This window comes from Xylophilus sp. (genome assembly GCA_009914555.1).
In the GTDB taxonomy this organism is placed as follows: Bacteria; Pseudomonadota; Gammaproteobacteria; order Burkholderiales; family Burkholderiaceae_C; genus WNDY01.
Map to the genome: position 1 here is coordinate 13,659 of WNDY01000014.1, position 11,435 is coordinate 25,093.

At 73.6% G+C, this 11,435-nt stretch carries 11 protein-coding genes; 7 read left to right on the top strand and 4 right to left on the bottom strand.

The window, feature by feature from the left end; genetic code table 11:
* Position 1 precedes the first annotated feature (1 nt).
* Positions 2-301, top strand: coding sequence for a flagellar protein FliT (locus GAK38_RS08990; protein ID WP_325343376.1), 300 nt, complete (start codon positions 2-4; stop codon positions 299-301).
* A gap of 118 nt (positions 302-419) precedes the next feature.
* On the opposite strand, the gene fliE is transcribed toward GAK38_RS08990, so the two are convergent.
* Complete coding sequence (gene fliE, locus GAK38_RS08995; protein ID WP_325343377.1) at positions 420-746, bottom strand: flagellar hook-basal body complex protein FliE; 327 nt, start codon at positions 744-746, stop codon at positions 420-422.
* 190 nt (positions 747-936) lie between these two features.
* Here fliE and fliF point away from each other — a divergent pair, with 190 nt between their 5' ends.
* From fliF to GAK38_RS09025, 6 genes are read left to right on the top strand one after another with little or no spacing between them, the layout of a single operon-like run.
* Positions 937-2,697, top strand: a complete 1,761-nt coding sequence (fliF, locus tag GAK38_RS09000) for a flagellar basal-body MS-ring/collar protein FliF (RefSeq protein WP_325343379.1) — start codon at positions 937-939, stop codon at positions 2,695-2,697.
* Between the two features lie 57 nt (positions 2,698-2,754).
* The gene (fliG, locus tag GAK38_RS09005) at positions 2,755-3,750 is read left to right on the top strand and encodes a flagellar motor switch protein FliG (protein WP_325343381.1); all 996 of its coding nucleotides are present in this window, start codon (positions 2,755-2,757) and stop codon (positions 3,748-3,750) included.
* On the top strand, positions 3,731-4,522 hold the full coding sequence (locus GAK38_RS09010; protein ID WP_325343383.1) for a FliH/SctL family protein: 792 nt from the start codon (positions 3,731-3,733) through the stop codon (positions 4,520-4,522). Before fliG ends, GAK38_RS09010 begins: the two co-directional genes overlap by 20 nt.
* Positions 4,509-5,936: a flagellar protein export ATPase FliI gene (gene fliI / locus GAK38_RS09015; RefSeq protein ID WP_325343385.1), complete on the top strand. Its 1,428-nt coding sequence runs from the start codon at positions 4,509-4,511 to the stop codon at positions 5,934-5,936. Before GAK38_RS09010 ends, fliI begins: the two co-directional genes overlap by 14 nt.
* A gap of 5 nt (positions 5,937-5,941) precedes the next feature.
* Positions 5,942-6,403 carry a flagellar export protein FliJ gene (gene fliJ / locus GAK38_RS09020; protein ID WP_325343387.1) on the top strand — a complete coding sequence of 154 codons (462 nt, stop codon included), beginning with the start codon at positions 5,942-5,944 and terminating at the stop codon, positions 6,401-6,403.
* A gap of 32 nt (positions 6,404-6,435) precedes the next feature.
* Entirely contained in the window at positions 6,436-7,794 is a 1,359-nt protein-coding gene (locus GAK38_RS09025; RefSeq protein ID WP_325343389.1) for a flagellar hook-length control protein FliK, read from the top strand.
* 7 nt (positions 7,795-7,801) lie between these two features.
* On the opposite strand, the gene GAK38_RS09030 is transcribed toward GAK38_RS09025, so the two are convergent.
* The 3 genes from GAK38_RS09030 to GAK38_RS09040 form a co-directional block, all read right to left on the bottom strand.
* Entirely contained in the window at positions 7,802-9,451 is a 1,650-nt protein-coding gene (locus GAK38_RS09030; RefSeq protein ID WP_325343391.1) for a dipeptide ABC transporter ATP-binding protein, read from the bottom strand.
* Positions 9,448-10,305, bottom strand: coding sequence for an ABC transporter permease (locus tag GAK38_RS09035; RefSeq protein WP_325343393.1), 858 nt, complete (start codon positions 10,303-10,305; stop codon positions 9,448-9,450). Before GAK38_RS09035 ends, GAK38_RS09030 begins: the two co-directional genes overlap by 4 nt.
* A gap of 177 nt (positions 10,306-10,482) precedes the next feature.
* Positions 10,483-11,424, bottom strand: a complete 942-nt coding sequence (locus GAK38_RS09040) for an ABC transporter permease (protein WP_325343395.1) — start codon at positions 11,422-11,424, stop codon at positions 10,483-10,485.
* Between the last annotated feature and the right edge of the window lie 11 nt (positions 11,425-11,435).

An 11,435-nucleotide genomic window follows, 5' to 3' on the forward strand; every position in this document is an offset into this window, starting at 1 on the left:
CATGCCCGAGCGCCTGATCGACTACTACAAGGCCATCGAGGAGAGCAGCCACAAGATGCTCGAAGCCGCGCGCTCGCGCGACTGGGACGAGGTGGTGCGCCACGAGGGCGCCTGCGCCGTGCTGATCGAGCAGTTGCGCTACCGCTCCCGCGTGGAGGAACTGCCGCCGGAGCAGCGCCGCGAGAAGACCCGGATCATGCAGCGCATCCTGCGCAACGACGCCCAGATCCGCTGCCTGGCCGAGCCCTGGCTGTCGCAGTTCGAGCACCTGTTCGAAGGCCAGCCGCAGACAATGCACTGACCACCGGCCCGGCGCCGCAAAGGCCAAGGGCACCCTCGGGTGCCCTGGTTGTGTGCCGGGAGTATATGGCTAGAGTGGGCGAAACACGGGCGCAAGCGACGCTATCTGCCGGGAGTATTCAGACCTGCATGTTCATGATGTCCGAATAGGCCTGCACCATGCGGTTGCGCACGTGCACCACGGACTGGAAGCCGATCTGCGCCTTCTGGATCGCCACCATGGTCTGCTCCAGGCTCACGCTGGGGTTCTCCAGCTGCACTTCGCGCTGCAGCGCGGTGGACTGGTCCTGCGCCGCGCTGACCGATTGCAGCGCGCCGCGCAGGGCCGTGGAGAAGCCGGCGCTGCCGGTGCCGTCTTCGGCTGCCGGCCGGGGCGCCACTGCGCGGCGGGCGGCCGACGCGGCGTGGGTGGCGGTCAGCGGCGAGGACGGGATGCGCAGGTCCATGGCGGGCTCGTGTGTCGGAAGGGATGAACGGGTTGACGGTAGGGGATGCTAGGGCGGCGCGGCCCGGGCGGACGGCCGAAATGAAGAGCAAAGGCGCGCTTTATCGGGCGAACGGCGGCGGGGCGGGTTCCCATAATCGCCCTCCAAGGCCGGGGCCGTGCGCGCCCGGCCGAACCTGGAACCACCGCCCATGTCCGCCGCCGTCGCCGCCGAAGCTCCCGCCGTGATCCCGCCCGAAAGCGCCGCGGGCGCACGCGCCGCCGTGCCGTGGAGCCAGCGCCTGGCCCAGCTCGCCCCGGGCCAGAAGCGGTGGATCGGCGCCGGCGCGCTGCTGCTGGCCGCCGCCGTGCTGGCCGCCGTGCTGGCCAACCGCCAGCCCGACTACAAGGTGCTGTTCTCCAACCTGTCCGACAAGGACGGCGGCGCCATCGTCGCCCAGCTGTCGCAGATGAACGTGCCCTACCGCTACACCGAGGGCGGCGGCGCGATCCTGGTGCCGGCCGACCGGGTGCACGACGTGCGCCTGCGCCTGGCCACGCAGGGGCTGCCCAAGGGCTCGGTCACCGGCTTCGAGATCACCGAGGGCAACCGCTTCGGCGTGACCCAGTTCCAGGAGCGCCTCAACTTCCAGCGCGGGCTCGAAGGCGAGCTGACCCGCTCGATCCAGGCGCTGTCGTCGGTGCAGACCGCCCGCGTGCACCTGGCGCTGCCCAACCAGAACGGCTTCTTCCGCGAGCAGCAGAAGCCCTCGGCCTCGGTGCTGCTGTCGCTCTACCCGGGCCGCATCCTCGACCGCGCGCAGATCGCCGGCATCGTGCACCTGGTCGCGTCGAGCGTGCCCGAGATGGACCCGTCGGCCGTCTCCGTCCTCGACGACAGCGGCAAGCTGCTGTCCACCCAGGCTGGCGACGGCGGCGCGGCCGACGCCGAGCAGCTGGCCTACGTGCAGCGCATCGAGCAGCAGTACAGCCGCCGCATCCTCGACCTGCTGGAGCCGGTGGTCGGCCGCAACAACGTGCGCGCCCAGGTCACGGCCGACGTCGACTTCTCGCAGACCGACCTCACCTCCGAGCAGCACAAGCCCAACCAGACGCCCGACAGCGGCGCGGTGCGCAGCCAGCAGGTCTCCGAAAGCTCCGGCCAGCAGACGCCGGCCCAGCCCACGGGCGTGCCGGGCGCCACCAGCAACCAGCCGCCGGTGCCGGCCACCGCCCCGATCAACGGCGCCAACCCGGCCCCCACGGCGGCGGGCGGCCAAGGTGGCCAGACAACGAGCAAGCGCGAGTCGGTCATCAACTACGAGGTCGACAAGACCACCCGCGTGACCCGCGGCGCCAGCGGCGCGGTGCGCCGCCTGACGGCCGCCGTGGTCGTCAACTACCAGCCGGGCACGCCCGACCCCAAGACCGGCGCGGCGCGGCCCGAGGCCCTCAAGCCCGAGCAGATCGAACAGATGACCGCGCTGGTGCGCGAGACCATCGGCTTCAGCAAGGAGCGCGGCGACTCGGTCAATCTGATGAACGCCCCGTTCCAGGTCGAGGCCCCGCCGGCGCCCGAGCTGCCGCTGTGGCGCCAGCCCGAGACGCTGGAATTCGCCAGGACCTGGGCCTGGCCGATCGCCGCGGCGCTGGGCGTGGCGCTGGTGCTCATCGGCACGCTGCGCCCGGCGCTGCGCGCGGTCGCCCGCCGCCGCGACGCCGCCGAGGCCCTGGCGATCGCCCGGGCCCAGGGCGCGGGTCCGGACGGTGCGTCGCTGCTGCCCGGCGGACAGCTCAATGCGCTGGAGGGCGAATCGCTCGACCGCCCGGGGCTCGAAGGCCCGGCCGGCGCGCCGGCCCTGCCGATGTCGCCCGAGCAGGCGCGGCTGGAAGAGGCCCGCGCGCTGGCCCGCGCCAATCCGGTGGCCGTGGCCCACATCGTGCAAGGCTGGATCAATGGCGAGGGATCATGAACAACCGCAGTCCAGGGGCATTGGATGTGACCACCACTCCCATCGGAAGGATCCGCCATGGATGAACAGGGCCTGAGCGACGCCGCCATCCTGCTGATGTCCCTCGGCGAGGAGGAGGCCGCCGAAGTCTTCAAGCACCTCTCGCCCAAGGAGGTGCAGAAGCTCGGCGAGGCCATCGCCCGCACCCGCGCGGTGCCGCGCGACCGGGTCGACGAGGTCATCGGCCGTTTCACCGACGCGGCCACCCGCCAGAGCCTGCTGGTGTCGGACACCAGCAACTACGTGCGCGCGGTGCTCAAGCGCGCGCTCGGCGACGACAAGGCCTCGCTGCTGATCGACCGCATCCTGCAGGGCGGCGACGTCTCGGGCATCGAGAGCCTGAAGTGGATGGATCCGCTGTCGGTGGCCGAGCTGCTGCGCAACGAGCATCCGCAGATCATCGCCGCCATCCTGGTCCACCTCGACAACGACCAGGCCGCCGACGTGCTGGTGCAGTTGGGCAACCGCCAGCGCGCCGAGGTGCTGCTGCGCGTGGCCACGCTCGAAGGCATCCAGCCGACGGCGCTCAAGGACTTGAACGAGGTGCTGTTCAATGTGTTCGCGGGCGGCGACAAGGTGCGCAAGAGTTCGCTGGGCGGCGTGAAGACGGCCGCCGAGATGATCAACCGGCTCGGCTCCAACGCCGAAGGCGCGGTGCTGGAGACCATCCGCAGCCACGACCCGGACCTGGCACAGAAGATCATGGACAAGATGTTCATCTTCGACGACGTGCTCAAGCTCGACGACAAGGCCATCCAGCTCACGCTGCGCGAGGTCGCCAGCGAAACGCTGATCGTCGCGCTCAAGGGCGCCCAGCCCGAGCTGCGCGAGAAGTTCCTGGCCAACATGTCCACCCGCGCGGCCGAATCGCTGCGCGAGGATCTCGAATCGCGCGGCCCGATCCGGCTGTCGGAGGTCGAGGCCCAGCAGAAGGAGATTCTCAAGACCGTGCGGCGCCTGTCGGACGAAGGCCAGATCGTGATCGGAGGCGGCGGTGACGACAGTTTCGTCTAGCCGCTCGCGCCACAACGCCTACGCACGCTTCATCCCGCGCGAGGAAGTCGGCACCGTCGTGCCCTGGCGCTTCGGCCCGATGGACGGCACAGGCGGCCTGCTGCCGCTGCTGCCCGTCGAGGCGGCGGCCGCGCCCGCCGCGGCGGTGGTCGACGAGGCCGCGCTGGCCGCCCAGGCCGAACGGCTGGCCGCCGAGCATGCGGTCGACCGCGAGGCCGCCCATGCCGCCGGCGTGGAGGAAGGCCGCGCCGCCGCCGCGCTCGAATGGCAGCAGCGCCTGGACGACCACATCGCTGCAGAGGGCCGCGCCGCGGCCGAGCGCCTGGCGCGGGCCGCCGAGGCCGTCGCCGAACGGCTCCAGGCGCTGGAGCAGGGCATGGCGCAGGAAGTGCTGCAGCTGGCCTGCGAGATCGCGCGCCAGGTCGTGCGGCAGGAACTGTCGGTCAACCCCAACGCCCTGCAGCCGGTGGTGCGCGAGGCGCTCGGCCTGCTGGTGGCTGAGGGCAGCCCGGCCACGGTGCGGCTGAACCCGCAAGACTTCGAGGTGGTCGAGCAGCCGCTGCGCGACGAATTCACCGTCGGCGCGCCCGGTGGCGCGGCCATCCGCTGGCAGGCCGACGCCGCCGTCGCACCCGGCGGCTGCCTGGTCGAGGCCGCCGGCACGGTGGTCGACGGCAGCCTCGGCAGCCGCTGGCGCCGCGCGGTCGCCACGCTGGGGCTGGAATCGGACTGGGAAGACACCGGCGGAGCGCACGGCGATGGCGACCGCTGAATCCCCCGCAGCCTCCCCGCTGTGGCGCGACTTCTTCGGCGAGGCGCGGTCGCGCGTGGCCGCCGGCGTGCCGCTGGCCGCGCGCGGCACGCTCACGCGGCTGACCGGGCTGGTGCTCGAAGCCTCGGGCATCCACGTGCCGGTCGGCTCGCAGTGCCTGGTGCGCATGCCGGAAGCGGCCGGTGCGCCGCCGCCGCAGGCGCCGGTGCTGGCCGAGGTGGTCGGCTTCGCGGGCGACCGGGCCTACCTGATGCCGGCGGGCGACATCCACGGCCTCTCCAGCGGCGCGAGCGTGGAGCCGGCCGCCCCCTACATCCCCGTGCCGCGCCTGGGCGAGCCCGGCCGCCCGCCGAGCGGCGTGGGCGTGCTACGCCTGCCGCTCGGCGACGGCCTGCTCGGTCGCGTGGTCGATGCCCAGGGCATTCCCCTCGACCACGGCGGCCCGCTGCAGAACGTGAGCGCCGAGCCGCCCGACCGCAGCCCCATCAACGCCATGGACCGCGACCCGGTGCGCGAGCCGCTCGACACCGGCGTGCGCGCGGTCAACGCGCTGCTCACCGTCGGCCGTGGCCAGCGGCTGGGCCTGTTCGCGGGCTCGGGCGTGGGAAAAAGCGTGCTGCTCGGCATGATGGCCCGCTACACCCAGGCCGACGTGATCGTCGTGGGCCTGATCGGCGAGCGCGGCCGCGAGGTCAAGGAATTCATCGAGGACATCCTCGGCGAGGAAGGCCGGCGACGCGCCGTCGTCGTCGCCGCCCCGGCCGACGCGCCGCCGCTGCTGCGCATGCAGGGTGCGGCCTATGCGACGGCCGTGGCCGAATGGTTCCGCGACCAGGGCCGCCACGTGCTGCTGCTCATGGATTCGCTCACGCGCTATGCCATGGCGCAGCGCGAGATCGCGCTGGCCATCGGCGAGCCGCCGGCCACCAAGGGCTATCCGCCGAGCTGCTTCGCGCGGCTGCCGCAGCTCGTGGAGCGCAGCGGCAACGGCCTGAACGGCGTGGGCTCGATCACCGCGTTCTACACCGTGCTCTCCGAAGGCGACGACCAGCAGGACCCGATCGCCGAGGCGGCGCGCGCCATCCTCGACGGCCACATCGTGCTCTCGCGCACGCTCGCCGAGAGCGGCCACTACCCGGCCATCGACATCGAGCAGTCGGCCTCGCGCGTGATGCACAGCGTGGTGCCCCAGGCCCACTTCGACCTGGCGCGGCGCTTCCGCGCGGTCTGGTCGCGCTACCAGAAGAGCCGCGACCTGGTGCAGGTGGGCGCCTATGCGCACGGCTCCGACCCGGCGCTCGACGAGGCCATCCGGCTGCATCCCGAGATGTCGTACTTCCTCCAGCAGGACATGCACGAGGCCGCGTCGCTCGACGACAGCCTGGCCGGCATGGGCCATGCGCTCGGCGCCTGACGACGATGGCCCAGCCCTCCGCCCTCGCCGTCGCGATCGAGCTGGCCGAACGCCGGCGCGATGCCGCGCGCCAGCGCCTGGCGCAGGCCGTCGGCCACCAGCAGGCCGCCCAGGCACAGCTCGATCAGTTGCAGGGGTATGCTGGTGAGACACAAGCCAAATGGGGGATCCAGCCCCATACTGTCCGGTCACCGGAGGTCATGGGACACCACTACCAGTTCATGGCCCGGCTGCAGCATGCCGTCGGCCTCCAGGCCGAGGTGATGGCCCGGCATGCGGACCACGTCGACGGCGCCCGGCGCGCGCTGACCGAGGCCGAGCTGCGCGTGGCCAGCCTGCGCAAGCTGGCCGGGCAGCGCGCCCGCGAGGCCGAGCGCAGCCAGCAGCGCCGCGAGCAGAAGCAGCTCGACGAGATGGCCGCACTCCAGCACCGCCGCCGCCTGCAGGCCGGCGGCCCCTGGAGCTGAGTACCGAACCGAAGAACGAGGGGAGCATCGACATGGAAAAGACCCAGGCTGCATCCAGTCCGCCCGGCGCATACGCCGCTGTGCACGGCGCGCGCGCGAAGGCCGCAGCCGCTGCGCCGGACGCCGCCGCGGGCGGCCCGGCCACCGAGGGCGTGCAGGGCTTCTTCGCCCTGCTGAGCGCGCAGGATCCGGAGGCTGCCGACGGCGCCGCCGATGCCCTCGCGGCCCAGGACGAGCCCGCTGCGTCCGATCTGCAGGCCGGCATGCCCGATGCCGGTGCAGCTGCGGCTGCCGCAGCCGCCGCGGCTTCGGCCGCCGCCACGGTCGCCGCGGGTGCCGGCGATCGCGCGGCGCAGGGCGCGGACGCCGTTCTCGGCGCCGGTGCTGGACCGGCCCGGGACGGCTTGGCCGGGCCCGGCGCCCAAGGGCCGTCCGCCGAAGCCGGCGGCCAGCCCGGCAGCGTGGCCGGCTACGGCGGCATCCTGGCGCAGATCCAGCAGACCCTGGCCCAGCAGCAGGGGCAGCCGCCCGCTGGCGACCCATTCGCCACCGGAGCCGGACAGGCCGCGTTGCAGCGCGGGGCGCGCGCCGCAGCCGGCGCCGGCGGCGCGGCAGTTTCTGCCGCGGGTTCCGCATCGAACCATGCTTGCACCGCGACATCGGCCGCGACGGCCAGTCGCGCGGCGGACGCCGCGCGCGCCACCGATCCAGCCTCCACCGCCGTCCTCCAGGCTGCGCTCGCGCCGCTGGCCGCCGCGGCCGCCGCGCCCGACGGCCTGCGCGAAGCCGAACGCAGCGAGACCCATCGTGCCGGTCCTCCGGCCGACGGGCTGGCGGCCGCGTCGCCGGTGCAGTCCGCAGCCGGCGCATCGCTGGTCGTCGATGGCGCGGGCCATGCCTCGCCGGCCCCGGCCGGCATGCCGGGCGCCGCGCCGGCCCATGTCGACGTGTCGGGCGCCTCGGGCGGCGAGCTGGTCGCCGAGCAGGTCCGCTACTGGATCGGCCAGGACCGGCAGAACGCCGAGCTGGTGCTCGATCCGTTCGGCCACAAGGTCGAGGTCAGCATCGCAGTGACCGGCAACGAGGCCCATGTCGCCTTCCGCAGCGACCAGGCCCAGACCCGCGATTTGCTCGATGCCGGCTCCGGCCACCTGCGCGACCTGCTGAAGGCCGAGGGCCTGGTGCTCTCCGGCGTGACGGTGGACACGCCCGGCGCCGACACCGCGGCGGCGCAGGCCGGCGCCGGCGGCCGGCAGGGCGAGGGCAGCCGCCGCGAGGGCGCCCGCACCGGCCGCGTCGCCACCGTGGCGGCGGCGGGCGGGGGCGCCGGCACGGCCGCCGCCCGGCCCCGCCCCGGCACGGCCGACCGCACGCTCGACGTGTTCGCCTGAAGGCGGTTCAGCCGGTCCAGGCCGCTGGCGCGGCGGCCCCGGCCGCATGCCGGCGGCCCGGGATCGCGGCGATCAGCTCGCGGGTGTAGTCGCCCTGCGGACGCAGGAAGACGTCCTCCACCCGCCCGGACTCGACCTGCCGGCCGCCCTGCAGCACCGACACCGTGTCGGCGACCTGCCGCACCACGGCCAGGTCGTGCGAGATGAACAGGTAGGTCAGGCCCAGGTCGCGCTGCAGCTCCTCCAGCAGCGCCAGGATCTGCGCCTGCACCGTCACGTCCAGCGCCGACACCGCCTCGTCGAGCACCACGACCTGCGGCTGCAGCACCAGCGCCCGGGCGATGGCCACGCGCTGGCGCTGCCCGCCCGAGAGCGCATGCGGGCGGCGCGGCAGCACGGCGGCGGGCAGGCCCACGCGGTCGAGGATGCCGTGGACGCGCCGGGCGCGCTCCGCAGGGGCGATCGGCTCGTAGTTGCGCAGCGGCTCCTCGATGATGCCGAAGACGGTCTGGCGCGGGTCGAGCGAGCTGAACGGGTTCTGGTGCACCAGCTGCACCGTGCGGCGAAAGCGCCGCAGCGCCTCGCCGCGCAGCGTGGCCAGGTCGGTGTCCTCGACCAGGATCCGGCCGCCGGTCGGCCGGTGGAAGCCGGCCACGCCGCGCGCCGTCGTGGTCTTGCCCGAGCCCGATTCGCCGACCAGCGCATGCGTGGTGCCGCGCCGCACGCGGAAGGACACGCTGTCCACCGCGCGCAAGGCCGCGCCGCGCCGGGCGCCGGGAAAGTCGTGCACCAGGTCCTGCACCACGATCGCATCGCCCTCGCCCGACGGGCGGTGGGCGCGGAAGGCCGTGGGCGACAGCGACGGCGCATCGGCCAGCAGCTGCCGGGTGTAGGCGCTGCGCGGCCGGCCGAGCACGGCGTGCGCCGGCCCGTGCTCCTGGATGCGGCCGCCCTGCAGCACGACGATGCGGTCGGCCCGGTCGGCCGCCACGCCCAGGTCGTGGGTGACCAGCAGCACGGCCGTGCCGGTCTCGCGCCGCAGGTCGTCCACCAGGTCGAGGATGCGGCGCTGCACCGTCACGTCGAGCGCGCTGGTCGGCTCGTCGGCGATGAGGAGCTGCGGCCGCAGCGCGATCGCGATGGCGATCAGCACGCGCTGCTTCATGCCGCCCGAGAGCTCGTGCGGATACTGCCGCGCCCGCAGCTCCGGCTGCGGCAGTCCCACGCGGGCCAGCAGCTCCACGGCACGCTCCGCGGCGGTGCGGCGGTCGCCCGCGCGGTGGATGCGCAGGATCTCGGCCACCTGGTCGCCCACGGTGCGCACCGGGTTCAGCGAGCTGGCCGGGTCCTGCGGCACCAGGCTGACGGCCGCGCCGCGCAGGGCCGTCCAGCGCGATTCGGGCCAGCGCGTCGCGTCCACCCCATTGATGCGGACCGTGCCGCCTTCGACCACGCCGTTGTCGGCCAGCAGTCCGATGGCGGCCTGGGCCGTGGTTGTCTTGCCCGAGCCGGATTCGCCCACCAGCGCCACCACCTCGCCCGGCGCGACCGAGAACGACACGCCGTGCACCACCCGCTGCGGCGGCTGGTGCTTCTCGCGGTAGGCGACCGCGAGGTCGTCGATTTCGAGCACTGCCGCTGCAGCTGCCGCCGTCATGCGCGCCCCTGCGCGATGGCCGCGCCGATGCGGTTGGCCGACAGCACCACGGCCACCACCAGCAGCCCCGGCGCCGTGGTCAGCCACCAGGCGGTGGCGACGTAGTTGCGGCCCTCGGCGATCAGCAGGCCCCATTCGGGCGTGGGCGGCGGCGTGCCGTAGCCGAGGAAGCCCAGCGTCGCGATCTGCAGGATCGCCCAGCCGAACTGGAGCGCCGCCAGCGCCGTGACCGAGGTCAGCGAGTTGGGCAGCACATGGCGCCACAGCACGCTGCACCAGCGCCCGCCGCTGCCGAAGGCCGCTTCCACGTATTCGGAGCGGCGCACCCGCACGACCTCGGAGCGGACCACCCGGGCGAAGCTCGCCACCGAGGTCACGCCCACGGCGATGGCCGCGTTCAGCGGGCCGAAGCCCAGGATGATGATCACCGACAGCGCCAGCAGCAGGGAGGGCACGGCCAGCAGCACGTCGACCAGGCGCATGACCGCGTCCTCCACCCACCCGCCGGCGGCGCCGGCCACCAGGCCCAGCAAGGTGCCGACGGCCAGGCCGATGCCCACGGCCAGCAACGCGCCTGTCAGCGAGTGCACCGCGCCGTACACCAGCCGCGCATAGACGTCGCGGCCCAGCGCGTCGGTGCCCAGCCAGTGGGCCGCGCCCGGGGCCTGCAGCTGCTGGCCGGCCTGTCCCAGCGTGGCGCTGTGGCTGGTGAACCAGCCGGGCGCCACCGCCCAGGCCAGCACCGCAGCGATCACCAGCCAGGCCAGCAGCAGGCCCGGTGGCGTGCGCAGAATGCGCGCGGCATGCCGGCCGGCAGGCGGCGCGGCGGTCGGGGAAGGGTAGATGGAGGACATGTCAGTTATTCATGGTCACGGCGCTCACGCGCCACCCGCAGCGCATGAAACCGCCACGGCCAAAGGCCAGCAGACGCCGCGCAAGGGCCGCCCCGCAGCGCTGGCGTCGCCCCCCTACCCGGAGCGCGAAGCGCGTAGAGAGAAGGGGGGAGCGGCGCAGCCGCTCGGGGGGATGTTTCATTTGAACGCGCTGCGGTGGCGCAGGCGCGGATCGAGCAGCGGGTAGAGCAGGTCCACCGCCAGGTTGATCAGGACAAAGGCCGTGGCCGAGATGACGACGATGGCCTGGAGCACGGCCGTGTCCTGGCTGCTCACGGCCTGCTGCGTCAGGCTGCCCAGGCCGTTGAGGCCGAAGACCGCCTCGGTCACCACCGCGCCGCCCAGCAGTTCGCCGAACAGCACGCCGGCGATGGTGAGCGCCGGCAGCACGGCGTTGCGCGCCACGTGGTGCAGCAGCACCCAGCGCCACGACGCGCCCTTGGCCCGGGCCACGGCCACGAACGGCTGGGCGCGCACCGCGTCGATGTTGCGCAGCAGCACCTGGGCCAGCGGCGCGGAGATCGGCACCGCCAGCGTCAGCGTCGGCAGGACCAGGCCCTCCCACGGGCCGGGGTTGATGACCGGCACCCAGCCCAGCCGGAACGACACCACCTGGATCAGCATGATGCCCAGCCAGAACACCGGCACCGAGATGAACAGCGACGGCAGCGTCCGGAGCAGCGAGCGCAGCCAGCCCAGCCGGGTCAGCTGCGCGGCGAAGGACAGCGCCAGCGCCAGCAGCAGCGCCAGCGCGAAGCCGAGCGCGGCCAGCCGCAGCGTCGGCGGCAGGTTGACCGCCAGGCCGTGGCGCACCGGCACGCCCGACTGCACCGAATAGCCGAAGTCGCCGGTCAGGAAGTTGCCCAGCGTGTGCAGGTACTGCCGCCATGCGGGGCTGTCGGCGCCGTAGGCCGCGCGGATGTCCGCGATCTCCTGCGGCCCGAGGCCAAGGTCCGGGTTCAGGAACTTGATCAGGATCGCGTCGCCCGGCAGGAACTGCAGCAGCACGAAGGAGGCGGTGAACGCCGCCCACAGCACCAGCAGGGCCTGGCCGGCGCGGCTCAGCAGATGGCGTGCCATCGGCGCCGGGC

Coding starts and splice junctions, on each gene's coding strand:
- GAK38_RS08990 (WP_325343376.1), top strand. CDS start 2: ATGCCCGAGCGCCTGATCGACTACTACAAGGCCATCGAGGAGAGCAGC.
- fliE (WP_325343377.1), bottom strand. CDS start 746: ATGGACCTGCGCATCCCGTCCTCGCCGCTGACCGCCACCCACGCCGCG.
- fliF (WP_325343379.1), top strand. CDS start 937: ATGTCCGCCGCCGTCGCCGCCGAAGCTCCCGCCGTGATCCCGCCCGAA.
- fliG (WP_325343381.1), top strand. CDS start 2,755: ATGGATGAACAGGGCCTGAGCGACGCCGCCATCCTGCTGATGTCCCTC.
- fliI (WP_325343385.1), top strand. CDS start 4,509: ATGGCGACCGCTGAATCCCCCGCAGCCTCCCCGCTGTGGCGCGACTTC.
- fliJ (WP_325343387.1), top strand. CDS start 5,942: ATGGCCCAGCCCTCCGCCCTCGCCGTCGCGATCGAGCTGGCCGAACGC.
- GAK38_RS09025 (WP_325343389.1), top strand. CDS start 6,436: ATGGAAAAGACCCAGGCTGCATCCAGTCCGCCCGGCGCATACGCCGCT.
- GAK38_RS09030 (WP_325343391.1), bottom strand. CDS start 9,451: ATGACGGCGGCAGCTGCAGCGGCAGTGCTCGAAATCGACGACCTCGCG.
- GAK38_RS09035 (WP_325343393.1), bottom strand. CDS start 10,305: ATGTCCTCCATCTACCCTTCCCCGACCGCCGCGCCGCCTGCCGGCCGG.
- GAK38_RS09040 (WP_325343395.1), bottom strand. CDS start 11,424: ATGGCACGCCATCTGCTGAGCCGCGCCGGCCAGGCCCTGCTGGTGCTG.